This is a genomic window from Pseudomonas nitroreducens, from assembly GCF_024170165.1.
GTDB lineage: Bacteria > Pseudomonadota > Gammaproteobacteria > Pseudomonadales > Pseudomonadaceae > Pseudomonas > Pseudomonas nitroreducens_C.
Map to the genome: position 1 here is coordinate 271,730 of NZ_JALJXP010000007.1, position 25,230 is coordinate 296,959.

Consider the following 25,230-nt stretch of genomic DNA (forward strand, 5'->3'; position numbering starts at 1 on the left):
GCATCGGTTGAATGAGGAGAGGGAGAGCCGCCGAAGGCATCAGCAGCCCAGGAAAGCAGCGACCTGCGCGGCGTCGAACGGCCAGTTGAGTTCGGCGCCGGAATCACAGCGGCGCAGCACAGGAATGCTCAGGCCGTATTGCTCGACCCATTCCTCGCGGTCGGCGATATCCACCAGTTCGACCAGCAATCCATGTTCGACGAAGGGCATCAGCAGCGCTTCGGCCACTTCGCAGAGGTGGCAACCAAGGGTGCCGAAGAGTTGGCATTCCGGGGGCATGGCGGGCTCCAGGGTTGGCGACATGGGTTCAGACTCCGGCGTGCTTGAGCAGCGTGTCGGCCACGGCGCGGGCTTCTCGCCCCTGCTGCGCCGGGCCCTGCATGTGCGCCATCACCAGCACGCCTTCGAGCAGGTATTGCAGCTGGCGCGCCAGGGCTTCCGGCTCCGTCGCACCCAATCGCGTGAGTTGGGCCGCGAAAAAGCGCCCGAGGAAAGCCTTGTGCTCGGCGGCCTGCTGGTGGATGGGATGTTCACGGTCATGGAATTCGCCGGCGGCGTGGATGAAGGCGCAGCCGCAGAAGTCCGGGCCGTTGAGGACTTCCTGCAGGCCGTCGAAGACCGCCAGGATCGCCTCGCGCGGCGCGAGGATGCGTTCGGCCACTTCCATACGCTCGACCATGCGGGCGTGGCGCTCTTCCAGCGCCGCCATGATCAGTTCGTCCTTGGACTTGAAGTGCTTGTAGAGCGTCATCTTCGCGACGCCCGACTCGGCGAGGATGCGGTCGATACCGGTGGCGTGATAGCCCTCGCGGTAGAACAGATCCTGGGCGGTGGCGAGCAGCAGCTCGCGTTTGCTGGATGCCATGGCATTACCTCCTGACCGGACATTATGCGCGAGGCTCGGCGCCCATGGGGAGCGAGAGCGGTAGTGCACGGCCGATTGGCGGGCGGTCATTTCACTTGAACTATACAGACCTGTCTGTCTAATATCTATTTCGCCTCCCACAAAAACCGTCCCACAACAACATCGCCAAGGACTCCTGCCATGAAACTCCACGACGTCGCGCTTTCCGGTAACTGCTACAAGGTTCGCCTGTTCCTCGGGCTCATCGGCCAGAAAGCCGAGCTGCAGCCGGTGGACCTGATGGGCGGTGCGCACAAACGCCCGGCCTTCCTGGCGATCAACCCGCGCGGCCAGGTGCCGGCACTGGAGGATGGCGAACTGCGCCTGGGCGACTCCCACGCCATCCTTGCCTACCTCGCCCGGCAGTACGCCGAACCGCACTGGTACCCGCAGGAAGCCATTACCCAGGGCCGCATCGCCAACTGGATGAGCTTCTCGGCCAACGAGGTGCAGCACGGGCTGGCGATGGCGCGGGTGATCCAGTTGTTCAAGCGCCCCGGCGACCTGGCCGCCGCCCAGGCCAAGGGCCGCCATGCGCTGGAGCTGCTGGACGCGACGCTGGCCGACCACCGCTGGCTGGCGCAGACGGACAAGCCGAGCATCGCCGACATCGCCGTCTATCCCTACGTCACCCTGGCGACGGAAGGCGGCCTGGAGCCGTCCGGCTATCCCTACGTGCAGGACTGGCTGGCCCGCGTGCGCGCCCTGCCCGGCTACGTCGCGCAACCCGCCTTCTGATGCTCTTCCGATTGGCCGCACCGCCGTCCACACGACGGCGCACTCCTCCGCTCCACGACAAGGAAACTTCGATGCGTCTGCCATCCCTGCTGCTGGCCGGGCTGTTCGCCATGGCCTGCCTGAGCGTCCAGGCCGCCGACCTGCGCTTCTCGCTGATCCGCACCTCAGGGGTCACCACCCTGGATGCGTTCACCGTGGCCGGCGGCGACTGGACGCAAAAGGTCCCGCTCAACCACACCGCCGTACTGATCCAGCACCACGCCGCCACCCTGCTGTTCGACACCGGGCTGGGCAGCCAGGCGGACGCGCAGTTCAAGCAGGACATGCCCTGGTGGGACAAACCCCTGTTCCAGTACGAAGGCCTGAAGCCCGCGCGCGAGCAGCTGCAGGGCAGCGGTATCCGCATCGACCGGATCATCCTGTCCCATGCCCACTGGGACCATGCCTCGGGGCTATCGGACTTCCCGGAGGTCCCGGTCTGGGCGACCTACGACGAGATCAACTACGCCCACATCGCCCAGCCGCCGGCGGTGTTTCCCAGCCAGTTCCGCCACCCGGTGAAATGGGTGCCCTTCCAGTTCGATTCCGGTCCCTTCCTGGGCTACGACCGCAGCCTCGACCTGTTCGGCGACGGCAGCCTGGTACTGGTGCCCATGCGTGGCCACACGCCCGGGTCGGTCGGCCTGTTCATCACCCTGGATGACGGCCGGCGCTTCTTCTTCAGCGGCGACACCACCTGGCGCCTGTCCGGCTTTACCGGCCCCCACGAGAAGTTCTGGGTCAGCCGCCAACTGGTGGACAGCAACCGCGACCAGACCCTGGCCGAAGTGGCCCGCGTCCACGAACTGATGCTTGCCTATCCAAAGCTGACCGTGGTGCCCGCCCATGACGCCCAGGTCCAGGACAAACTCGGCTACTACCCCCTCTGGATTCAGTGAAAGCCACGCCCGCCGCCGCTCAGCGCTTCAATAGCCAGCTTACTAATCAGCGACTAAGGTCTAAGAGTCGTCAACATTCGGTAATGATTTAGTAGATAGGCTGTAACAGATTGACATGCCGGCCCTGATCCAGTCGGCATCATCAAACTGCCCCAAGCGCTCGAGGAGACAATAACAATGAGCAAGACCCCGATCGCCCGTGCCGTGGCTTTGGCCTCGCTGGGTACCAGCTTTATCCTTCCGACACTCGCCCATGCCGACTTCATCAAGGACAGCAAGGCCACCGTCGAACTGCGCAACTTCTACTTCAACCGCGACTTCCGCCAGGACAGCCCGGCCCCTGCCCAGAACAAGGCCGAGGAATGGGCCCAGGGCTTCATCCTCAAGTACGAATCGGGCTACACCGACGGCACCATTGGTGTCGGCGTCGACGCCCTGGGGACCCTGGGCCTGAAACTCGATTCCTCGCCTGACCGCAGCGGCACCGGCCTGCTGCAGCGCTCATCCAGTGACAAGCGCGCCGAAGACAGCTACGGCGACCTGGGCGTGACCGCCAAGCTGCGCGCGTCCAAGACCACCCTCAAGGGCGGCACGCTGATGCCGAAGATGCCGGTGGTGCAGTTCAACGACACCCGCCTGCTGCCGCAGACCTTCAGCGGCTTCGCCCTGAACTCCGCGGAACTCGACGGCCTGACCGTCGACGGCGGCCGCCTCTACCAGGTCAACCAGCGCGATTCCTCGGATTACGAGGACATGACCATCACCGGCGGTGGCAAGCGCAACATCAAGCTGGGCGATAGCCTCACCTCCAACAAGTTCCTGTTTGGCGGCCTCACCTACAAGTGGACCGACAGCCTGAGCACCAGCTACCACTACGGCGGCCTGGAAGACATCTACAAGCAGCACTACCTGGGCCTGATCCACGTGCTGCCGATCGCCGACAAGCAATCGCTGAAGTCCGACATCCGCTGGGCCAAGTCCGATGACGATGGCGGCAGCAACGTCGACAACAAGGCGCTCAACGCCATGTTCACCTATGCCCTGGGCTACCACGCCTTCGGTCTCGGCTACCAGAAGATGAGCGGCGACACCGGCTTCGCCTACATCAACGGCACCGATCCCTACCTGGTGAACTACATCCAGATCGGCGACTTCGCCAACAAGGACGAGAAATCCTGGCAGGCGCGCTACGACTACAACTTCGCCGGCCTGGGCATCCCCGGCCTGACCTTCATGACCCGCTACGTGAAAGGCGACAACATCGACCTGATCACCACCGACGGCGAAGGCAAGGAATGGGAACGCGACACCGATATCGCCTACGTATTCCAGGACGGCCCGCTGAAGAACCTGGGCGTGAAGTGGCGTAACGCAACCATGCGCACCAACTACACCAACGATTACGATGAGAACCGTCTGATCGTCAGCTACACCATGCCGCTCTGGTAACCCTCACGGCATGACGAAAAAGCCCGGCATCTGCCGGGCTTTTTCTTGTCCTCGCCATCGGCGAATCAGTCCTGGCTGAGCGCACCGATCTTGTGGATCGACAGGTCAGCCCCGTAGTACTCCTCCTCCTTGGTCAGACGGATGCCCACGGCCGACTTCACCAGGCCGTACACCAGCAGACCGCCGGCGAAGGCCACCGTCACACCGAGCAGGGTGCCGACCGCCTGGCTGGCCAGGCTGACCCCACCCAGCCCACCCAGCGCCTGCTGGCCGAAGATGCCGCAGGCGATGCCGCCCCAGGCACCGCACAGGCCGTGCAGCGGCCAGACGCCCAGTACGTCGTCGATCTTCCAGCGCACCTGGGTCGCGGTGAATGCCCAGACGAACAGCGCTCCCGCCACCATGCCGGTCGCCAGGGCGCCGATGGGGTGCATCAGGTCGGAGCCGGCGCAGACCGCCACCAGTCCGGCCAGCGGACCGTTGTGCAGGAAGCCCGGGTCATTGCGGCCGACCAGCAGCGACGCCACCGTGCCGCCGACCATCGCCAGCAACGAGTTCACCGCCACCAGCCCGCTGGCACCGGCCAGGGACTGCGCGCTCATCACGTTGAAGCCGAACCAGCCGACGATGAGAATCCACGAACCGGCGGCCAGGAACGGAATGTTCGACGGCGCGAAAGCGACCAGCCGACCCTCGCGGTAACGACCATTGCGCTGGCCCAGCAACACCACCGCCGCCAACGCCAGCCAGCCGCCGAAGGCATGCACCACCACGGATCCGGCGAAATCATGGAAAGCCGCGCCGAACTCGGCCTTCAGCCAGTCCTGAAAACCGAAGTTGCCGTTCCAGATCAGGCCTTCGAAGAACGGATAGACAAAGGCGACGATCAGCGCCGTCGCGCACAGCTGCGGGCCAAAGCGGGCGCGCTCGGCGATGCCCCCGGAAATGATCGCGGGAATAGCCGCGGCGAAGGTCAGCAGGAAGAAGAACTTCACCAACGCATAGCCGTTCTCATGCGCCAGGGTCGCCGCCGGTTGCAGGAAGGTGACGCCATAGGCGATCCAGTAGCCAATGAAGAAGTAGGCCAGGGTCGAGATGGCGAAATCCGAGAGGATCTTCGACAGCGCATTCACCTGGTTCTTCAGGCGCACCGTGCCCACCTCCAGGAAAGCAAAGCCCGCGTGCATGGCCAGCACCATGACCGCGCCCATCAGGAGGAACAGCGTGTTGGAACCGTGGACCAGCGTCTCTACGGCACTATTGAGGTTTTCCATCGCTACAGGCAGCCCCGGATATCAAGGGGAAAGCACCAAAACGGCTCGCGGCGACCCCGAGTCGCACCACACTGAAGCAGCGGCGCACCACAGAGGAGCCGAGTGCTGAACCAGAATGGCCCACGAGCCATCCGACCAGCTTCGCAATTTCTTGTACTTCCTTATGTTTTTCAGTGGTTTGAGCTCAGATTTCCGGCCACTCCAGGCACCGGAAACGCCCCGCCGTGGGGCGCTCCGCTCTCCATGCGCACCAGAGAAATGCAAGCGGCATACCACCGGCCAACCAAACAGCGGCTAGGCTTCAACTCGCACGCGAGAGCGGCCCCGGCGCAAATTTATGAGAAACTTTCCAGCGACACTGGGGCTCGAAATCTAGGAACCTCAACCCGCACAAGGAGCATCACATGCCTCGCAAGACCGCAGTGAACGCCGCCAAGGATGAACTCCTGGCCGAATTCCAGGCCCTCGTCAGCGACACCGAGAAACTCCTGCAGAGCTCGGCTGACCTGGCCGGCGCCGAAGCCGACCAGATGCGCGCGCAGATCCACGAGAGCCTCAAGCGCGCCCGCGATGCCATCTATTCCACCAAGGACTCCGTGCGCGACCAGGGCAAAGCCGCTGTGGACGCCACCGAAGACTACGTCGGTGATCACCCGTGGCAGGCCGTGGGCATCGCCGCAGGTGTCGGCTTCCTCCTCGGCCTGCTGGTCAGCCGGCGCTGATCGATGAGCGACGGAATGGACGCCGGGCCGAAGTCTTCGGCCAACTCCCCTTCCCCGCGGCGCTTCGGCGCCGCGGTTCTGGGCCTGCTGCACGGCCACATCGAACTGCTCGGCGTTGAGTTGCAGGAGCAGAAGACCCGCACGGTGCAGATGCTGTTGATGGCTGGCCTGGCGCTGGTCTTCGCCCTGCTCCTGCTGATCGCCCTGTCGGTACTGGTGCTGATCGTCTTCTGGGACAGCTACCGCCTGCAGGCCGCCATCGGACTCTGCCTCTTCTATGTGGCCGGCAGCCTCTTCTGCGCCTGGCGCCTGCACCTGCTGGTCAGCGACGAGAGCTCGCCGTTCAGCGCAACCCTTGAAGAGCTGGCCCGTGACCGGGAGCGACTGTTGCCATGAGCGAAATGCCCGACGCCCGTAATCTGACCCGCGCCGAACTGCGCAAGGCCATCATCCGCCTGCGCCTGGAAATGCAGCGCCAACAGATCCGCCAGGAAGGTGAATTGCTGCTGCAGCCCCTGAAGCAGGCACGCAACCTCGGCCAGAACCTGCGCAGCGGCCTGAGCGGCAGCACCCCGCTGTGGGGCGCCGGCGGAGCGGCCGCACTCGCGCTGCTGCTCGGACGAAAACGCGGCTGGGTCCGCCTGTTGCGCATCGGCATCGCCCTCGCACCGATCATCCTGCAGATGCGCAGGAAGCCCGATCACCAGGACCCGCCGGCGCCCTCGACGCATCTCTGACGTCCAGACTGGCCACATTCCTGCTACTGGCCACATTCTTGCTAAGTAACAGTGAGCGGCGCTCAAGCGCTTCCCTGTCACGCCACTAAGGATGTGTCCCTTGATCGACGGGCAACCCATCGCCTGCTTCCAGCCCTTCATCGACACCGCAACCGGCCTGATTGCCGGTGTCGAAGCGCTGGGGCGGCTGCGCCAGGACAACGGCGACCTGCAATCGGTCGGCCCGCTGTTCTTCAACCCGCGAGTCGGCCTCGCCGAACTGCGCCGCCTCGACCGGCAGATCCGCGACGCCGCCCTCGCCCGTATCCATGAAGCGCCCAAGGACTGGTTCCTCAGCCTGAACATTTCGCCACGCTGGATCAGCCGCCTGCGCCCGAACCAACCCCTGCCCAGCCTCAAGCAACTGCAGCAGCAAGGCGTGCCGCCCGAGCGCGTGGTCTTCGAGATCACCGAACTGGGCGGCGCCCACCAGCGCCTGCCGGAAGTGGTTGCTCGCTACCGCGATGCCGGCGCACGCATCGCCATCGACGATTTCGGTGCCGGCTACTCGCAACTGGACCGCGTGCTGGCACTGCAGCCGGACATCCTCAAGCTGGACATGCGCCTGTTCCAGGAAGCCGCCCGCGGCGGCCCCAGTGGCGAAGTGGTCAAGGCCCTGGCGCAGATGGCCGAAAAGACCGGCTGCTGGATCATTGCCGAGGGCGTGGAAACCGAAGAGGAAATGGACTTCGCCCTGGAGTGCGGCGCGCGCTATGTGCAGGGCTTCCTGTTCGCCAAGCCGGCGCTGGAATTCCCCGCCAGCGACGCCTTCCGCGAAGCCTTCGCCCAGCGTCGCGACCACTATGTGCATCGCAAGTTGCAGGAGCGCTCCAACCTCATCCAGCTGCGCCAGCAGCTCTCCGAACTGATGAACATGCTGCGCCCCTGGGCAGAGGGCGGCGCCATGCTCAGCAGCCTGCCGCCCGCACCAGAGTCATTCGGCCGCCTGTTGCGCATCTACCAGTGCGACCGCCACGGCACGCAGACTTCGCCAAATCTGGAATGGAACGGCCTGTTCTGGAAGGAGAACCGCCGCTACCTGGGCCACAACTGGTCCTGGCGCCCCTACTTCTACCAGTTGCTCGCCGAGGGTTGGGAAGAACGCCGACTGACACTCTCCAACACCTACCGCGACGCCACCACCAACCAGTACTGCATGACCGCCGGCCAGTTCATCGACCAGGGTCGACGCCTTCTGCTCATCGATATCGACGCCGAAGGCCTCTAGCGCCGCGATTGAGATTGCCGGCGCGAACGGCTAGCGTTGCCGGTAACTCTCTCGATTGCGGAAAGAAGAATGGATTGGCACACCCTGCTCCCCCGGGAGCGCCTCGGCAAACCGGTGCACAGCAGCGCAGAACTGGGCCGCAGCGCCTTCCACAAGGACCACGACCGGATCATCTTCTCCGGTGCCTTCCGCCGCCTCGGGCGCAAGACCCAGGTGCACCCGGTATCGAGCAACGACCACATTCACACCCGCCTGACCCATTCACTGGAGGTCGGTTGCGTCGGCCGCTCACTGGGCATGCGCGTTGGCGAGATCATTCGTGACCGCCTGCCGGAATGGTGCGACCCCGGGGACATGGGCGTGATCGTCCAATCCGCCTGCCTCGCCCACGATATCGGCAACCCGCCCTTCGGCCACTCCGGCGAAGACGCCATCCGCCACTGGTTCCAGCAGGCTGCCGGTCGTGGCTGGCTGGATGGCATGAGCGACGGGGAACGCTCGGATTTTCTGCACTTCGAGGGTAACGCCCAGGGCTTCCGCGTCCTGACCCAGCTCGAGTACCACCAGTTCGACGGTGGTACTCGCCTGACCTACGCCACCCTCGGCACCTACCTGAAGTACCCCTGGACGGCACGCCACGCCGACTCACTGGGCTACAAGAAGCACAAGTTCGGCTGCTACCGCAGCGAGCTGCCACTGCTGGAGCAGATCACCCAGAAGCTGGGCATGCCGCAGCTGGAAGATGAGCGCTGGGCGCGCCATCCGCTGGTCTACCTGATGGAGGCCGCGGACGACATCTGCTACGGCCTGATCGACCTGGAAGACGGCGTGGAAATGGAGCTGCTCGACTACAGCGAAGTGGAAGCGCTGCTGCTCGACCTGGTCGGTGACGATCTGCCGGAAACCTACCGCCAGCTCGGTCCGAAAGATTCGCGCCGACGCAAGATGGCGATCCTGCGCGGCAAGGCCATCGAACACCTGACCAATGCCGCTGCTCGCGCATTCGTCGAACAGGAAAAGACCTTGCTCGCTGGAAGCCTGCAGGGCGATCTGGTCGAGCACATGCATGGCCCGGCCAAGCGCTGCGTGCAACGCGCGAAGGCAATGGCGAGAGAGAAGATATTTCAGGACAAGCGCAAGACCCTGCACGAGATCGGCGCCTACACCACCCTGGAAATCCTGCTGAACTCTTTCTGTGGCGCCGTACTGGAGCAACACCGCCAGAGCACGCCATCGTTCAAGAACCAGCGCATCCTCGACCTGCTGAGTCACTATGCGCCGGACCCGAGCTGGACGCTCTATCGCTCCTTCCTGCGCGTGACCGACTTCATTGCCGGTATGACCGACAGCTATGCCACCGAGATGGCGCGCGAAATGACCGGCCGCTCCAGCCCGAGCTGAAGCTGCCGCGCAGGCTAGGCGGCCAGCTTGCGCAATTGCTGCAACAGATCGTCCTGCAAGATCGCCATCGCCTGCTCGACTGCCAAGGCCCGATTGCCCAGTTCCCGGCTGTCGAGACCATCCTTGCAGCCGCCTTCGAGCTTGCTGCAGAGGTCCTGGAGCATGTCCGCATTGACCAGTCGTGCTGCGCCCTTGATACGGTGGGCCAGATCGGCCAGCTGCTTCCAGTCGCCTGCCTCGCAGAGGGGCCGGACCTGGTCGATATCGATCCGGTTGCTGCTGTGCAACTCCTCCAGCAGGCGGCGGATCAGGCCAGGATTTCCGCCAGTCATTTCCCGCAGAGACTTCAGGTCGAAGCCATGGACCTGCGTTTCCACAGTTGCCTGATCGTCGTGGGTAGCTGACATCTTCGGCACAGCATCCAGTCGCGCGCGCAAGTTATCCAGGCCTATGGGCTTGAACAGGCAATCATCCATGCCGGCCTGCCGGCAGTTTTCGATCTCGTCGGGCTGGGCGTTGGCCGTAAACCCGAAGATCACACAGGGTTCGGCTTCCATCTCCTGTTCAAGCTCGCGAATTCGGCGAGCCAGGCCATAACCGTTCAGCACCGGCATATTGCAGTCGGTGATCACCAGATCGAAGTCCCCAGGATGCCACAGCTGCAATGCCTGGGAGCCGTCGGATGCCACCTCGACCTGGTGCCCCAGGTGCTCCAGTTGCTGGGTCAGCAGCATCCGGTTGGCCACATGGTCGTCGACCACCAGGACCTTCAGCGAATGGGCAGTCCTCGCGGCCCGCACGGCCTGCCCAACGTCGCATTCGGGCAGGCTTTCCAGGGTCTGCAGCAACAAGCGCACTGCGACCGTTGTGCCTTCGCCGGGCCGGCTTTCCATGCGCACGGTGCCGCCCATCATCTCCGCCAGCTTGCGACAGATGGTGAGCCCCAGACCTGTGCCACCTCGACTTGCATTGCCGCTACGGGCCACCTGACTGAAGGGCTCGAACAACTGGCGCTGCTCCTCTTCGGAAATACCGATCCCGCTGTCCTGCACACTGACCTCGAGGGCCAGCCGCTCGCCAGCGACGCGCTCGCCGCAGACACGAATCTTCACATGGCCGGAATCGGTGAACTTGATGGCATTGCTGACCAGATTCGACAGGATCTGCTTGAACCGTAGCGGATCGATCAACACGTCGCAGGCAGCTTCCGCCTCGATCTCCATCCGGAGTTCCAGCGCCTTCTGCCGCGCCAGGCCATCGAATACGCGCGCTACGGACTCCACCAGCTCTCGCAGATGGGCGCGCTCCGGCATCAACGTCAGACGCCCGGACTCGATCTTGGCCACATCGAGGATGTCGCCGATCAGCGTCAGCAACGAGCGCGCGGAATCGTAGGCGACCTCAACCGGCTCACGCTCCCAGTGCCCCTGGTTCGCACGGGTGAGCGCCAACTCGAGCATCCCGATCACCGCATTCATCGGCGTGCGGATTTCATGGCTCATGGTGGCCAGGAAGGTACTCTTCGCGCGGTTGGCCTCCTCAGCCTGCTCCTTCGCGGCTTCGAGCTGGTGGTGCAAGCGCTCGCGCTCGGTGACATCGATCCAGCCCGTCACCACACCGGAAACATCCCCCCCCGGCCCGCGGTACGGAGTGGCCCAGTAATGTATTTCCCGAACCTCGTCGCGAATCTGCAGGATCAGATCGGAGGCCACTTTCCCGTCCTGCTCCATGGCCTGCTGATGCATCTGCTGCAACCTTTGCGCGTCATCCGCCTGTAGCCAGGGACAGTCCACCACCCGCGAACCTTCCACCGACTCGCGCGGCATGCCGGTTTCCTTGAGGAAACCGATGTTGCAGGTGACCAGTCGCCCATCACGATCACGCACCGCCACAGGCTGCGGAATACCATCGATCAAGGCGCGCTTGAATTCGAGACGGTAGCTGAGCTCTTTCTCCAGATCCCGGCGGCGGCGCACCTTGCGCCAGAGCCACCCGTTCCACAGCAATACGATGAGCAAAGCCAGCGCTGCAGCCCAGGCGAGCTGGATGAACTGTTTGCGGTAGCCCTGCCAGATGCTGTCCGGCCTGTCCACGCTGGCAGACCAGCGCGTGGTGATATTGCTCAGGTCTTCGGGCGCGATGGCCAGCAGAGCCTTGTTCAGGATACTGAGCAGCTCGGGGTCCGCCTGGGACACCGCCAGCGAGAACTGCCCGGGTTCGCGATCCAGGGCCAGGGCAATCCTGAGATCCGGGTAATAGCGGGAGATCAGGTAGTTGGCCGACGACAGCAGGTGAATGCCGGCGTCCACCTTTCCTTCACTGATCATGGCGAGGTCGTCGACATTATTCTCGACTTCCAGCAGCTTCACCCGCGGGTGGCGGGCGCGCATGAAGTCCGCGATGATGGAACCTCTGGGAACGGCAACGCTGTGTCCATCGAGATCATCCAGGCTGTGGAGCCAGTCGCTTCCCTTCGGTACCACGACAACGAAGGACGCGGTCATGTAGGGGCGTGTAAAACTCAGCCACTCCTCGCGCTGAGCAGTCGGAGTCAACGCCGCAATCACATCCGCCTTGCCCGTGCGCATCTGGTCCAGCATCGCCGTGACGCTTGGCTGCGGGCGCACATCGAATTCGATCCCGGTTCGGCTCTGGACAAGCTCCAGCAGATCGGCAGCGATACCGCGAAACTGGCCCTGGGCATCGAAGAATGAAACAGGAGCCAAGGCCTGGTCGATCACGACTTTCGGCTTCGGGTGGCGGTCCACCCAACGCTGCTCCTGAGGCGTCAGGATGAGACGTAGGCCGGCGATGGGACTGCTACCGCCAGGACTCCAGCGACGCTGAATGGCCGTCTCGGCCTGGCGTGGAATCGCGTTCAGGGTACGGTCGATGATGTCCAGCAACGTCCGGTCGGAGGCATTCAGGGCAAAGCTGAAACCCTGGCCGTTGAAGCTGGCAAAGTTGAGCAGCCTGAGATTGGCCAGATATCCCTGGCTGATCAGGTATTGCGCACTGAAGGCATCGCCGACGAAGAGGTCCGCCTGACCGAAGGCAACCGCTTCCAGCGCCCGGCGCACAGACTGGTAGCTTTGCACGGTGGCGCCGGCCAGATACCTGTCGCGATCATCTGCCGGGTAGTAGTCGCTGACCACCGCAATGTGTTTTCCCGCGAGCTGTCCGCTGCTGTCCAGACGCGTGCTTTCCGGCCCGATGATGACCGGCTGGTTGGGAAAGTATGGGACTGAAAGCGCAACGTCCGGCCGCGCAGCCTCATACCCTGTAGCGCGACTCAATAGGTCGATTTCTCCGCGAGACAGCGCGGCCACGGCGGCATCTCTGTCGGGATAACGTCGTACTTCGATCCGAACATTGAGCGAGTCGGCAATGATCCCGACGATATCGGCAGTGATGCCCTCGAGATCGGCCCCACTACCCGTGATGTCGAACGGCGGGTAATCCGGAGCGGTGACCCCCAGGCGCAACGTGCGCTTGTCCCTGAGCCATTGCCAGTCGGAATCGCGCAGTTGCACCCCTGACAGGCTCGTCGGCCGAACGAGCCAGCAGGTTGATCGAGGTCCAGTCGTGCGGCTCCGCCATCACCCATCCGCAACAGATGAGTAGCAGCACACTGACGCAAAAGCGGAAGCGGCACATCAAACACCTCAGACCAGCGCGTTCCGCTTGGCGAACTCGATCAGGTCAACCAGCGAATGGGCATTGAGCTTCAGCAGCAGCCGGGTCTTGTAGGTACTGACCGTCTTGTTGCTGATGAACATCTGTTCGGAGATTTCCTTGTTCGAATAACCATTCGCAAGGTACTGGAGGACAGCCATCTCACGATCCGAGAGACGCTGGATGAGCTCCTGATCGTCCATCTGGCCATTGTTGCGACGAGTCTGGCGCACCGCCGTGCTGGGGAAGTAGTTGTAGCCGGCGACCACCGCGTTGACAGCGCTGATCAGCTCGGACAGGCCGCCTTGCTTGCAGACGAATCCCGAGGCACCCGCCTGCATGCAGCGCATGGCGAACAGCGAGGCGCTCTGCCCGGTCAGCACCAGCACTTTGAGCGGCAGCTCGAAGGCGGAGATACGGCTGATCACCTCCAGGCCGTCGAGACGGGGAATACCGATATCCAGGACGACCAGGTCGGGAACCAGGTCCTTGACGAGCGAAAGCGCATCTACGCCATTGTCGGTCTCACCAACGATGACATGGCCTTCCTTTTCCAGCAGCACACGCATTGCCATGCGAATGACCGGGTGATCATCGACAATTAGAACTTTGCTCATCAGCTTCCTCCCTCAGACCCTTCGTAAAAATGTCCTTCGGTAAGATATATGCAGAGCCGGCGCTGTCGAGATTACCTACCCTCAATATTGGCCATTAGAGGGCTTTCCTACACAACATCTAAATAATTCCTACAAGGAACCTTAAATATTTTGACGCCACATCAAAACCGGCAAGAAATTCCTGATAGGAAACGGCAGAAAATCTGACTACGTTTCCTGACAATCCTCCTCACTGTCGCTGCTTTTCCCATCTACCAGAGGCTCGATATACGCCTGAGCTACTCGTCGCGACCTGACCTTCGTCACTCGGCTTCCGGCAGCCACAGAGATCACGCCAACCCCTCTGACTAGGCCATTACGCCATGGACCATCCCAGTTGCACTCATCGCCGACCATTCCCGACACGGCCCTTGATCACATTTGCTGTCAGCCAGCGTCTGACAATCGCCCTGCCTCTTCCCCTCGCCAGACAGATCGGCTATCGAACACAGAAGGGTTAATACGGAGTCTCTTCTGAAACTTTCACAATCAAGATAACGACGCAACGACTCGAACCAGCATATATCGTGAAACTCAATTACCACCCAGAATCATGAACCACAAGAAACTCCTTGACCGGAGAACTTAACCCTCATTCAACCGGACAATCAGAGCGATGCATTGGCGAATCAACATATCCAGCAGCAATAAATCCTGATACCCGAAAATGGATAGCACTGAATTAACCAACCGCAATCACCGACTGAACCCCATTACAGCCTGGAGTTTTACGTGCAGGACAACAAATTCAGCATCCTGATAGTCGAAGACCATCCCTTCCAACTGATCGCCACACAAATGCAACTGAACAGATTGGGCTTCTTCCGCCTGGCGCCCGCTCTCAATGCCAATGAAGCGCGGGAGGAGTGTGCACGCCGCAACGAACCGTTCGACTTGCTGCTCTGCGATATCAACCTGCCGGACACTGACGGCATAGAACTGCTCGGCGAACTGGCCGAAGCCGGCCATATTCGCCAGGCGGTCCTCCTGAGTTGCCGCGATACCGAAGACCTGCAGGCCTTGCAGAAAACCCTGCGTGCACGGGGTTTACCCATCCTGGCTTGCCTGTCGAAGCCACTCGATGAATGGGCGCTGCTGCAGACCCTGGAAAAGGACAAGCGCCTCAGGACGCGGGCAGATTGACTGGCTGGTCCGGGTACCAGGCATCGATCAGCGGGCTGAGGCTGAAACCTGCGAGTTCCGGCTGCTGCTTCAGCCATCCGTCGATCAATTCGCGCTGCTCCAGGCTCACCGAGCCGCGCCGGGCGAGGCAGATGAACCCATACTCGTCGCAACCGCTATAGACCAGATCGTTGGGTTCGACGGCAACGGCCGCAAATCGCTCCATGAAAGCACTAACGGCCTCTTCGCCCGTCCCTTCCCTGTACTGAAAACTCAGTTCGAAGCCGAGCTCCTGGAACTCATCGACACACAACTTCTTGCGTAAACGACGGGAACGATGGGTCGCCATCTGAATCTCTCCTCAGGAGGGCTTTCGCCGCTCGATGCACGAGTATGTCCGGAACATATCCGGGACTTGCGCGAACAATGTCCCGATGTGCCTCTCCGGGACGACTGGCATCCGAAGGCCAGCGCATCCTGGAACGGCTTGCGGCATAATGTGTCGCAGCTCCCGGTCCAACAGGGAGTATTTCATCTGTAGTGTTGCGCTTCATCTTTTCATTTTTTCAAGTCAATGCCCGACCACTGGGATGTCATCTTTTCTATGTTCAAGTCTCTGCGTGTCCTCGCTCTCGCTACCTTATTGCCCTTCGCCTTGCCGGCCGTTGCCCAGATCAACAGCACCCTGCCCGAACGTGTACAGAAAGCGCTGAGGGCCAGCAAGCTCACCGACGACGCCCTGTCGCTGGTGATGATTCCCCTGGAAGGCCCCGGCAACGCCACCTATTTCAACGCTGACGTCTCGGTGAACCCGGCGTCGACTATGAAACTGTTCACCACCTATGCTGCCCTGGAAATGCTCGGCCCGACCTACCAGTGGCAGACCGAGTTCTACACCGACGGCCAGCTCAAGGACGGCACCCTCAACGGCAACCTCTATCTCAAGGGCGGCGGCGACCCGAAGCTGAACCTGGAGAAGCTCTGGCTGATGATGCGCGACCTGCGCGCCAATGGCGTGAACAAGGTCACCGGCGACCTGGTGCTGGATCGCAGCTATTTCAACATCCCGCAACTGCCGGTCTTCAACGACGACGGCGGCGACGACAACAAGCCATTCCTGGTCGGCCCGGATTCTCTGATGGTCAACCTGAAGAGCGTGCGTCTGGTGATCCGCACCGAAGGCAGCAAGGCCACCGTGCTGATGGACCCGCCGCTGGCGAACGTGCGTATCGACAACCAGATCCAGGTGAGCAAGGCCGCAGCCTGCCCAGCCTGGCCGAAGCTGCGCTTCAACCCGGTGACCCAGTTCGACGGCACTTCGCTGGTCGCCACCGGGCAGATTCCGCAGGGCTGCAGCGCCCAGACCTACATGTCCCTTCTCGAGCACCCCGCCTATACCGCCGGCGCCGTGCGCGGTATCTGGCAGGAGCTGGGCGGCAGCATCCTCGGCAAGGACCGCGAAGGTACCGTGCCGAAGAACGCCACCCTGGTAGCCCGCGCCATGTCGCCGGACGTCGTGGAAATCATCCGCGACATCAACAAGTTCAGTAACAACACCATGGCCCGCCAGCTGTTCCTCTCGGTCGGCCGCCAGTATCGCAATGGCGCCGACGCAGACGACGCCCAGGCCGCCCAGCGGGTGATCCGCCAGTGGCTGGCGCGCAAGGGCATCACCGCGAGCCATCTGGTGATGGAAAACGGTTCGGGCCTGTCCCGCGACGAGCGAGTCAGCGCCCGCGAAATGGCCGCCATGCTCCAGGCTGCGTGGCACAGCCCCTACGCCGCGGAGTACATCTCCTCGCTACCGATCGTGGCGAAGGACGGCACCATGCGCAAACGCCTGCGTGGCACGCCCATGGCCGGCGAAGCCCACGTGAAGACCGGTACCCTGAACACCGTACGCGCGCTCGCCGGCTTCAGCCGCGACGCCAACGGCCGCACCTGGGTAGTAGTGGCAATCCTCAACAGCAACCGGCCGTGGGGTGCCTCGTCGATCCTCGATCAGGTGTTGCTCGACCTCTACAGCAGCACCAAGCGCTGACCCCACGTGACCCCGGCCAACTGGCCGGGGTCTTCGCATCAGGCTTCGACCTTCTCCAGACGATCCCGTCCCAGTCGCTTGGCGCGATACACCGCGCGGTCCACCTTGCGCATCAGGTCGTCCGCGCTTTCGCCAGGGCACCAGGAAGCAACGCCAAAGCTCGCCGTCACCACACCGACACCCTCCATCGGCTGCCCGCGCAGGGCCCTCCAGAGTGCCTCTGCCAGTTGCCAGGCCTGGTCCGTGGTGCTCCCCGGGCAGAGCACCACCAGTTCCTCGCCACCGATCCGGCAGAACACATCGACTTTGCGCAAGCGCTGCGCGATGCGCTGACACAGGGTGACCAGCACGATATCCCCCGCCTCGTGACCGAAGCGGTCATTGATGTCCTTGAAGTGGTCGATGTCGAACATCACCAGCGACAACGGCTCGCCACTGCGGGCACAGCGCGCCATGGCCTGATCCAGTTGCTCCTTGAAGTAGCGGCGATTGTGGATGCCCGTCAGCGCGTCGGTGACTGACAGGCGCCGCAACTCCATCTCCGCCTCCTTGCGCCGGGTAATGTCGGTGGCGACGCCCAGGAATCCCGTGGTGTTGCCCGCAGAATCGCGCACGCCGGTAATGATCAGATTGATCTTCAGCTGCCGGCCATCACGGCGCACGCAGGTCCACTCGTGCTCCTCGTGCCCCTCGCCCACGAGAGCACCGACGACGTCGAAGCCGCGAATCTCCCGTCCAAGAATGCTCGACAGGTCCTGCGCGCGGCGACGGATCTCGTCCTTGACGAAGACATTCTCCGGCACCGGCCGCCCGATCACCTCCTGGGCGCTGTAGCCGAACATGCGCTCGGCGCCCACGTTGAAGCTGCGCACGAAGCCGCGCAGATCGGTCGAGACGATGGCCACCTGGGTCGCCGCATCGAGCAGTCCGTGCAGGCGACTGTTGACCTCGCCCAGCTCCAGTTCGGCGGCCTTGCGCGAACTGATGTCGGTCTGGGTGCCAATCATGCGACGTGGCGAACCATTGTTGTCGCGCTCCACCACCTGGCCACGATCCAGCACCCAGAGCCAGCGACCACTCTTGCAGCGCAACCGGTGCTCACTCTGATACAGCGAGGTTTCGCCGCGAAGATGCCGGCGCAACGCATCGCAGCGCGCGTCCTTGTCATCGGCATGGACCCGGCTCAGGCTCTCGTCGGTGGTCGCGCCCACCTCGCTGTCGCGGTAACCGAGCATGGCCTTCCAGGCATGGGAATAGAACACGTTGCCGGTATCCAGGCTCCAGTCCCAGACGCCATGGCCAGCGCTGTCCATGGCGAAATGCAGGCGCGCCTGGTTCTCCTGCAGCTCCAGCTGGTTGGCCCGCAGTTCAGCGGTGCGCTCGTCCACCAGTTGCAGGGCGCGCTGGCGTTGCCCCAGCAGCGCCAGCACATAGCCGGCCAGCAACAGCGAAGTCAGCCCGCCAGCGAACGCCACCCAGAGCTGCGGGTGCCCCTGGTTACGCCGCAGGAAGTCGCTGGAAGGCTCGACGCGCACCAGGTAGTCGCGGCCGGCAAACGGCAGGTGCCGCTCGGCAACCAGTCCCGCCGTCTGATCAGCCGCTACCGGGCTGCGATACAGCGGCACATCCGGACGCGGGTCGCCAGCATCGCGCAGCGTCAGCGCCAGCTGCTCGCCGCGTGCTTCCGATCCCTGCTCGATGAGCAGGCGGTAGCTGATCGCCGCCAACAGAATGCCCTGGATGCCGACTCGGGTTTCGGCTGTCGGGCTGGGCGTGCTGCTGCGATAGAGTGGCGCCGCCAGCAGCAGACCGGTGGAATCCGCCGGCGGCGCACCGGGCAGGACCACGGGCATCGAGGCCGCTACCGAGCGCGTCTTCACCACTCGCTGGGTCAGCTCGCGCCCCGGCAGGGTCGAGTTGAGGTCCAGGCCCAGGGGCATCTCCTGCAGGTATTCGGAAGCGCCATAGAGGACGGGAAAATAGCGCTCGCGAACCTGCGCCGGGATCGGCTGGCCCTGCAGGTCCAGCTCGAAAAGCATGTAGTCGAGCATGCCGGCATCATGGGCGCGGGCTTCAAAGGCGGCGCGCTGATGCTGATCCACGCGCGGCAGCCAGGCGTAACCCAGCGTGTCGCCCAGCAATGGACTGACGAAGTGTTCGAACTCCTCACGGGAAACCTTCGTGGAGTTCTCAAAGAAGCGCTGGATCGATTCCAGTTCGCTCTGCTGATTCGATAGCCGCTCGCGGACGCGCTCGATCCGCTCGTTGGCGGCGAGGGAAAACTGCTGCTCCAGGAAGGTGCGTGCATTGCGCCACACATTCCAGCCCAGCAAGGCCGTCAGCAACAGGCCAGCCACCAGCACGACGCCGGCGGCACGCAGGGCCTTCTTCTGGCTGGCGACTCCCTGAGCGGCGGGCAACTGCTCATAGGCCGGCAACTGAGTCATGCGCTTTCCCAACTCTCAGGGTGACTCAGTTTTTATAGCAGCCGATGGCCATTTGCCCAGCTTTGGCACGACGCACGGCCCAGGCCGCGCGCCGCTCGGGCCTCAACGTACGCTGATGCGCCAGGCACGGTGGATCTTGCTGTTGCGGGCAAAATCCTGGTCCAGCGTCTGGGCGCTGATTTCCTCGACCTGGTAACGCGCTGCCAGCCCTTCATCCAGTTCGAACTTGCGGAAGTTGTTGGAGAAGTACAGCACCCCGCCCCTGGCCAGTCGCGCCATGGCCAGGTCGATCAGTTCAACGTGGTCGCGCTGCACATCGAAAACGCCTTCCATGCGCTTGGAGTTGGAGAAGGTCGGCGGGTCGATGAACACCAGGTCGTATTCGCCGCGGTCCTCGCGCAGCCACTCCATGACGTCGCTCTGCACCAGACGCTGTTTGTCGGAGAAGCCGTTGAGCGACAGGTTGCGCCGCGCCCAGTCCAGGTAGGTCTTCGACAGGTCAACGCTGGTGGTGCTGCGCGCATCGCCCTTGGCGGCATGTACGGTGGCCGTGGCGGTGTAGCAGAACAGGTTGAGGAAGCGCTTGCCGGCAGACTCGCGCTGGATGCGCAGGCGGATCGGGCGGTGGTCGAGGAACAGGCCGGTGTCGAGGTAGTCGGTCAGGTTGACCAGCAGCTTCACGCCGCCCTCTTCGACCTCCATGAAGCGGCCTTCGGCGTTCTGCCGTTCGTACTGCTTCTTGCCGGACTGGCGCTCGCGACGCTTGATCACGATGCGCTCGGTGGGAATGCCCAGCGCCTGCGGCAACGCGGCGAGCGCGTCGAGCAGACGGATCTGCGCCTTCTCCGGGTCGATGGACTTGGGCGCCGCGTATTCCTGCACGTGCGCCCAGTCGCGGTAGAGGTCCACGGCCAGGGCGTACTCGGGCATGTCGGCGTCGTACACCCGGTAGCACTCGATCTTTTCCTTGCGCGCCCACTTGCCCAGCGCCTTGACGTTCTTCTGCAGGCGGTTGGCGAACATCTGCCCGCCTTCGCTCAGACGCGCCTGTTCGATCACCGCGGCACCCTGGGGCGGAGCGGCATCGCTGCGTTCGCCACGCTCGCCGGTCACGAACTGGCGAGGCTCCACGTCGAGCATGATCAGCTTGCAGGGCAGCGCGCCGTTGAAGAAGGCGTACTGCTTGTGACTGCGGATGCCCATGCGCTTGCCCAGCTCCGGCGCACCGGTGAAGATACCGGCGCTCCAGCCCAGGCAGCTCTGGCGCAGGCGCTCGCCCAGGTGCTGATAGAGGTAAAGCAGGCTGGCTTCATCACCCAGGCGTTCACCGTAAGGCGGGTTACAGATGATCAGGCCCTTCTGGCCCTTGTCCGGGCGCGGCTCGAAGGTGGCCAGCTCACCCTGGTAGATCTTCACCCACTCGGCCAGGCCGGAGCGCTCGATGTTGTTGCGCGCCGGCTGGATCAGGCGCGGGTCGGCTTCGTAGCCACGAATCCACAGCGGTGTCCTGGCCAGGCCGACTTCCGCACGCTGCTGCGCCTCTTCGATGAGTTTCTTCCAGATCGCCGGCACGTGGCCCAGCCAGTTGCTGAAGCCCCAGCGCTCGCGCTTGAGGTTCGGCGCCACATCGGCGGCGATCAGGCCGGCTTCGATGAGGAAGGTGCCCACGCCGCACATCGGGTCGGACAGCGCACCTCCTTCGGCGGCGATCTTCGGCCAACCGGCACGGATCAGCACGGCAGCGGCAAGGTTTTCCTTCAGAGGAGCGGCGCCCTGCTGCAGGCGGTAGCCACGCTGGTGCAGGCTGTGGCCGGACAGGTCCAGCGACAGGACCGCCTGGCCACGATCCAGATGCAGGTGCACGCGGATGTCCGGGTTGACCTTGTCCACGGTCGGGCGCTTGCCGAACTCGGCGCGCAGGTTGTCGACGATGGCGTCCTTCACCTTCAGTGCGCCGAAGTGGGTGTTGTCGATGCCCGAGCCCTTGCCGCTGAACTCCACCGCCAGGCTGCCGCCGGCATCCAGGTGGTCGCTCCAGGACACGGCATTGACGCCCAGGTAGAGATCTTCGGCGTTGCTCACCGGGAAGCGCGACAGCACCAGCAGCACGCGGTTGGCCAGGCGCGACCAGAGGCACAGGCGGTAGGCCGTCTCCAGGTCGCCCTTGCCACGAATGGCCGAAACCTGGGCGCGCGCCTCGGTCAGCCCGAGTGCCTGGGCTTCCTCCAGCAAAAGGCCATCGAGCCCTTTCGGGCAGGTGAGGAAGAGATCGTGCAAATCCGACATGCAAATAGTTCCCGGGCCGCAGCCCTTTCATCAAAGCCGCTAATGGCCTTGTCGGCCACCTTGGGTTCATTCGAGAGAACCCAGGCAACCCCTGTCATCATTTTCAGGGATGGACCGGCAACCGGCCTGCGGCCTCGCGTCGCAGAAAGTCATCCCACTCGTCGGAACGAGAGGTGGTCTCAATTAGACACACATTCCTCTTGATCCTTGGCAAGCTCCCGCCCCTGGCGGGTTATGCCGTACTGGCATTTTGCAAACCGGACGAACCTTATGGCCCAAACCCATAAGAGTTACGTCCTTATGACAAATTGGTCATTCACAGCCCCGGAACCTTTCGATAGAACTCGGGGTAATCCTTCACCGCAACGGTGTCGGGCGGGGCGCGTCACGCCGGCAATGCGCCCCATTGGCGGAATATTCCGCCCGGCCTCCCTGGGGGGCCAACGGGACATAACAGTCAACAAGTGAGGGCAACACCCTATGAGAAGACTTAAGCGTGATCCGTTGGAAAGAGCCTTTTTGCGCGGTTATCAGCACGGCATTACTGGAAAATCTCGCGACCTCTGTCCGTTTACCCATCCCACTACCCGGCAATCCTGGCTCAACGGCTGGCGTGAGGGCCGCGGCGACAACTGGGATGGTTTGACCGGCGCCGCCGGTATTCAACGAGTGAACCAATTGCAGCACGCAACAGGCTGAATCCAGGGTCACCCACGACTTCCCCAAGCCGCCCCATCCGGGCGGAAAAGGGCGCAAGCCCAAGGGCTCCGAAAGGAGCCCTACTTATTTCTCCTGCCTGACCTTATGCCCGCTTCGCCGCCGCAATGGCATCCACCGCCTCGCGGATCAGCGCCGGGCCCTTGTAGATGAACCCCGAGTAGATCTGCACCAGGCTCGCACCCGCCGCGATCTTCTCTGCTGCATGGGCACCTTCGGTGATGCCGCCAGCGGCGATGATCGGCAGACGACCGCCCAGCTCACCCGCCAGCACCTTGACGATGTGGGTACTCTTTTCGCGCACCGGAGCGCCCGACAGGCCACCCGCCTCGTTGCCGAACGGCAGGTGCTCGACGCCCTCGCGCCCCAGGGTGGTGTTGGTGGCGATCACCGCATCCATACCCGACTCGATCAGGGCGGCGGCGACCATCGCGGTTTCCTCGTCGCTCATGTCGGGGGCGATCTTGATCGCCAGCGGAACACGGCGGCCGTGCTGCACGGCCAGGTCTTCCTGGCGCTGGCGCAGCGCTTCGAGCAGTTGCTTGAGCGAGTCGCCGAACTGCAGGCTGCGCAGGCCGGGGGTATTCGGCGAGCTGACGTTGACCGTGACGTAGCTGGCGTGGGCGTAGACCTTGTCCAGGCAGATCAGGTAGTCATCGACCGCACGCTCGACCGGGGTATCGAAGTTCTTGCCGATGTTGATACCCAGCACGCCCTTGTACTTCGCTGCCTTGACCCGCTCGATCAGGTGATCGACGCCATGGTTGTTGAAGCCCATGCGGTTGATGATCGCGGTGGCCTGCGGCAGGCGGAAGATGCGCGGCTTGGGGTTGCCCGGCTGCGGACGCGGGGTGACGGTGCCGATCTCGACGAAACCGAAGCCCAGCTGGGCGAAGCCGTCGATGGCGTCGCCGTTCTTGTCCAGGCCGGCGGCCAGCCCTACGGGGTTGGCGAATTCCAGCCCCATGACCATTACTGGCAGGCTTTTCGGCGCCTGGGTCAGCAGGCCGTTGAGGCCCAGACGGCCACCCGCGCCGATCAGGTCGATGGACAATTCATGGGAAGTTTCCGGGGAGAGCTTGAACAGGAGCTCGCGGGCCAGGCTGTACATGGTCGGGCATCGGTCGGCAAAATGGGGCGCTATTATAGCCAGCCCGCCCTCGCTCACGCGAGGCGACGCAGCGCCAGCAGCCGCCCGGAGTCGTCGAATTCCAGCTCGAAGCTGCCGTGGACTCCGGAGTGAGTGACGAATGGACGCAGGTGATGGGCCGGCAGATTGACCCGTCGGCCATCGCGACTGGTCACCTGGACCCGGTTGGCATGCCCGCTATAGAGCGCCTGCAGCCGCTCCGCCGACAGGGATATATCCAGCACAACGCAAGCCATGGAGGCCTCCAGCAAGTGAAGGAAAGAATTTTGCCACAACGCATGCGCCCAACAGCGCCAGGGTTTTCTATGCTTAGGGCAATTCGCCGCGCATCGGGCCCGGCGCTTCCTGCACTGACCTGCTGGCCATCGGGAGTCTTGCGTCGTCCATGAGTCAACCACCTCGCCCCCGCAGCGTGACCAGCCGGCTGGCCGCCTTCGCCCAGCGCCTGGGCATCGGCAGTACCGATGGGCGGAACGTCGCCGAGCGCAGCCGGAGCCTGTCCCTGCCTTTCGAATCCCTGCCCGACTGGCCCGCCGGTCTGGGCTGGCAATCCGGCGCGCCGCTTTACCGGCTGATCGACCTGCCGCGCGGCGCGCTGTCCGGCCCGGTGCAGGAAGACAAGGCGCGCATCCACAGCGTTCTCAAGCGCCTGGTGGCCAGCCACCGCGAAGAGCATCCCGCCGTCGACATTCGAAGCATCGATGGCCTCTGCTGCCGCAGCCTGCTCGATAGTTCCCTGGCGGGGCTCGAAGAACTCTCCAACTGCGAGCAGTGCCGCAAGGTGCGGATCATCAGCTACAACGACTTCACCAAGGTGCTGGGCGTGGCCCTTCCCGGTTTCGAGCGCAAGGCGCCACTGCAATTACGCAGTGCGGGCTGGCACGGCGCGCGGTTGTTCCGGGAAGACGACAATCATCCCTGCGAACTGGCCAACGCAGTGGTCTACGCCCGCCGCCGGGGGCTGGAGATCATTCTGCCGGCAAGTATCCAGCGCTTCGAACTGCAAGCGTCCGTGCTGGATGAACTGGAGCGTGACTTCCACATGCTGGCCATGCCGGCCAAGGCCTGGAGCGACGCGTCCTTCATGGAACTGCTGCTGGAGACCGGCATGCCCTATGCCCGCTTCGGCCTGTTCAACTCCGAAACCCCGGAGAGTCTGTTGCTGCCTCGGGACCATCCGCAGTCCGACGCCTTCGGTCAGGGGCTGCGGGAGGCCGGTGCGCCGGATGTGATCGCCTATCTGCGCCGCGCCGGCAAGACTGCCTGACCCGCCCGGTCATTCCTCAGGCGCATCCTCGCCGAGCAGGCGCTCTTCCTCGTCCAGGCTTTCCAGCACCTCATGATGTCGGGCTCGCCACTCTTCCAGGCTGAGCCCAAGGGTCGCCAGCAGCTGCGGATTACTCTTCACCAGGTAGACCGCCGCGCGCTGGGCGGAGTCCTCCACCTTCCAGTTCACCTCCTCCGAGTCGATCGGCCCTTCATAGGTGATCCAGCGGGCGAAGTCCGGATACACGCTGCAGACCTTCTGGAAATCAAGGTCGCGCATGCGCTGGTTGCCGTACTCGATGTTCTCCACATCCTTGGGCTTCATGTCGACCGTTTCGGCGAAGGCCCGGCGTGACAGTCCCGTCAACGAGCGAAGCGCCCGTAGTCTTTCTCCCGCGGTGAACAGGAAACGTTTCTTCATCATGCGTCATCCATCTCCG

23 protein-coding genes are annotated in these 25,230 nt (G+C 63.4%); 12 read left to right on the plus strand and 11 right to left on the minus strand.

All coding sequences use genetic code 11. The features are described from left to right. Positions 1-39 precede the first annotated feature (39 nt). Positions 40-279, minus strand: coding sequence for a glutaredoxin family protein (locus tag J2T47_RS16365; RefSeq protein ID WP_301295577.1), 240 nt, complete (start codon positions 277-279; stop codon positions 40-42). Positions 280-307: 28 nt separating this feature from the next. Further along, complete coding sequence (locus tag J2T47_RS16370; RefSeq protein WP_253448792.1) at positions 308-865, minus strand: TetR/AcrR family transcriptional regulator; 558 nt, start codon at positions 863-865, stop codon at positions 308-310. Between the two features lie 180 nt (positions 866-1,045). Between J2T47_RS16370 and J2T47_RS16375 the strand changes: the two genes are divergently transcribed. The 3 genes from J2T47_RS16375 (at position 1,046) to J2T47_RS16385 (ending at position 4,029) form a co-directional block, all read left to right on the plus strand. Continuing rightward, positions 1,046-1,642 (plus strand): glutathione S-transferase family protein, encoded by a 597-nt coding sequence (locus tag J2T47_RS16375; protein WP_253448796.1) that lies wholly within the window; start codon positions 1,046-1,048, stop codon positions 1,640-1,642. 71 nt (positions 1,643-1,713) lie between these two features. After that, positions 1,714-2,580: an MBL fold metallo-hydrolase gene (locus J2T47_RS16380; RefSeq protein ID WP_253448799.1), complete on the plus strand. Its 867-nt coding sequence runs from the start codon at positions 1,714-1,716 to the stop codon at positions 2,578-2,580. A gap of 177 nt (positions 2,581-2,757) precedes the next feature. Continuing rightward, on the plus strand, positions 2,758-4,029 hold the full coding sequence (locus tag J2T47_RS16385; protein WP_253448801.1) for an OprD family porin: 1,272 nt from the start codon (positions 2,758-2,760) through the stop codon (positions 4,027-4,029). Between the two features lie 65 nt (positions 4,030-4,094). Here J2T47_RS16385 and J2T47_RS16390 read toward each other — a convergent pair whose 3' ends face one another. After that, positions 4,095-5,303 (minus strand): ammonium transporter, encoded by a 1,209-nt coding sequence (locus tag J2T47_RS16390; RefSeq protein WP_253448804.1) that lies wholly within the window; start codon positions 5,301-5,303, stop codon positions 4,095-4,097. A gap of 404 nt (positions 5,304-5,707) precedes the next feature. On the opposite strand from J2T47_RS16390, the gene J2T47_RS16395 reads away from it, so the two are divergent. The 5 genes from J2T47_RS16395 to J2T47_RS16415 all read left to right on the plus strand — a co-directional run bounded on the left by J2T47_RS16395 (position 5,708) and on the right by J2T47_RS16415 (position 9,430). Next, entirely contained in the window at positions 5,708-6,025 is a 318-nt protein-coding gene (locus J2T47_RS16395; RefSeq protein ID WP_045211754.1) for a DUF883 family protein, read from the plus strand. A gap of 15 nt (positions 6,026-6,040) precedes the next feature. Next, complete coding sequence (locus tag J2T47_RS16400) at positions 6,041-6,421, plus strand: phage holin family protein (protein WP_253449025.1); 381 nt, start codon at positions 6,041-6,043, stop codon at positions 6,419-6,421. Continuing rightward, on the plus strand, positions 6,418-6,762 hold the full coding sequence (locus J2T47_RS16405) for a hypothetical protein (RefSeq protein WP_253448807.1): 345 nt from the start codon (positions 6,418-6,420) through the stop codon (positions 6,760-6,762). Before J2T47_RS16400 ends, J2T47_RS16405 begins: the two co-directional genes overlap by 4 nt. A 100-nt stretch (positions 6,763-6,862) precedes the next feature. Next, a complete protein-coding gene (locus tag J2T47_RS16410; RefSeq protein WP_253448810.1) occupies positions 6,863-8,029 on the plus strand; it encodes an EAL domain-containing protein in 1,167 nt (388 codons plus the stop codon). 69 nt (positions 8,030-8,098) lie between these two features. Further along, positions 8,099-9,430, plus strand: coding sequence for a deoxyguanosinetriphosphate triphosphohydrolase (locus J2T47_RS16415; protein ID WP_253448813.1), 1,332 nt, complete (start codon positions 8,099-8,101; stop codon positions 9,428-9,430). Between the two features lie 14 nt (positions 9,431-9,444). Here J2T47_RS16415 and J2T47_RS16420 read toward each other — a convergent pair whose 3' ends face one another. Both J2T47_RS16420 and J2T47_RS16425 read right to left on the minus strand, forming a co-directional pair. Next, entirely contained in the window at positions 9,445-12,963 is a 3,519-nt protein-coding gene (locus J2T47_RS16420) for a transporter substrate-binding domain-containing protein (protein ID WP_253448817.1), read from the minus strand. Positions 12,964-13,095: 132 nt separating this feature from the next. Continuing rightward, positions 13,096-13,722 (minus strand): response regulator transcription factor, encoded by a 627-nt coding sequence (locus J2T47_RS16425; protein WP_088416832.1) that lies wholly within the window; start codon positions 13,720-13,722, stop codon positions 13,096-13,098. Between the two features lie 771 nt (positions 13,723-14,493). On the opposite strand from J2T47_RS16425, the gene J2T47_RS16430 reads away from it, so the two are divergent. Beyond that, positions 14,494-14,904 carry a response regulator gene (locus J2T47_RS16430; protein WP_253448820.1) on the plus strand — a complete coding sequence of 137 codons (411 nt, stop codon included), beginning with the start codon at positions 14,494-14,496 and terminating at the stop codon, positions 14,902-14,904. Here the strand turns inward: J2T47_RS16430 and J2T47_RS16435 are convergent. Then, positions 14,885-15,232 carry a YggL family protein gene (locus tag J2T47_RS16435; RefSeq protein WP_253448824.1) on the minus strand — a complete coding sequence of 116 codons (348 nt, stop codon included), beginning with the start codon at positions 15,230-15,232 and terminating at the stop codon, positions 14,885-14,887. The genes J2T47_RS16430 and J2T47_RS16435 overlap by 20 nt on opposite strands. A gap of 255 nt (positions 15,233-15,487) precedes the next feature. Here J2T47_RS16435 and dacB point away from each other — a divergent pair, with 255 nt between their 5' ends. Further along, positions 15,488-16,924: a D-alanyl-D-alanine carboxypeptidase/D-alanyl-D-alanine endopeptidase gene (gene dacB, locus J2T47_RS16440; protein ID WP_081519410.1), complete on the plus strand. Its 1,437-nt coding sequence runs from the start codon at positions 15,488-15,490 to the stop codon at positions 16,922-16,924. 38 nt (positions 16,925-16,962) lie between these two features. On the opposite strand, the gene J2T47_RS16445 is transcribed toward dacB, so the two are convergent. Together J2T47_RS16445 and rlmKL are read right to left on the minus strand one after the other, a co-directional pair. Then, positions 16,963-19,371, minus strand: a complete 2,409-nt coding sequence (locus tag J2T47_RS16445) for a sensor domain-containing diguanylate cyclase (RefSeq protein WP_253448829.1) — start codon at positions 19,369-19,371, stop codon at positions 16,963-16,965. 102 nt (positions 19,372-19,473) lie between these two features. After that, positions 19,474-21,657: a bifunctional 23S rRNA (guanine(2069)-N(7))-methyltransferase RlmK/23S rRNA (guanine(2445)-N(2))-methyltransferase RlmL gene (gene rlmKL / locus J2T47_RS16450; protein WP_253448832.1), complete on the minus strand. Its 2,184-nt coding sequence runs from the start codon at positions 21,655-21,657 to the stop codon at positions 19,474-19,476. Between the two features lie 480 nt (positions 21,658-22,137). On the opposite strand from rlmKL, the gene rmf reads away from it, so the two are divergent. Beyond that, positions 22,138-22,356, plus strand: coding sequence for a ribosome modulation factor (rmf, locus tag J2T47_RS16455; protein WP_081519407.1), 219 nt, complete (start codon positions 22,138-22,140; stop codon positions 22,354-22,356). A gap of 103 nt (positions 22,357-22,459) precedes the next feature. Here rmf and J2T47_RS16460 read toward each other — a convergent pair whose 3' ends face one another. Both J2T47_RS16460 and J2T47_RS16465 read right to left on the minus strand, forming a co-directional pair. Next, on the minus strand, positions 22,460-23,485 hold the full coding sequence (locus J2T47_RS16460; RefSeq protein ID WP_253448835.1) for a quinone-dependent dihydroorotate dehydrogenase: 1,026 nt from the start codon (positions 23,483-23,485) through the stop codon (positions 22,460-22,462). Positions 23,486-23,538: 53 nt separating this feature from the next. After that, the gene (locus J2T47_RS16465; protein ID WP_253448838.1) at positions 23,539-23,760 is read right to left on the minus strand and encodes a DUF2835 domain-containing protein; all 222 of its coding nucleotides are present in this window, start codon (positions 23,758-23,760) and stop codon (positions 23,539-23,541) included. A gap of 149 nt (positions 23,761-23,909) precedes the next feature. Between J2T47_RS16465 and J2T47_RS16470 the strand changes: the two genes are divergently transcribed. Further along, positions 23,910-24,791 (plus strand): DUF6685 family protein, encoded by an 882-nt coding sequence (locus J2T47_RS16470; protein WP_253448840.1) that lies wholly within the window; start codon positions 23,910-23,912, stop codon positions 24,789-24,791. Positions 24,792-24,800: 9 nt separating this feature from the next. Here J2T47_RS16470 and J2T47_RS16475 read toward each other — a convergent pair whose 3' ends face one another. After that, positions 24,801-25,214, minus strand: a complete 414-nt coding sequence (locus J2T47_RS16475; protein WP_253448842.1) for a helix-turn-helix domain-containing protein — start codon at positions 25,212-25,214, stop codon at positions 24,801-24,803. Positions 25,215-25,230 lie beyond the last annotated feature (16 nt).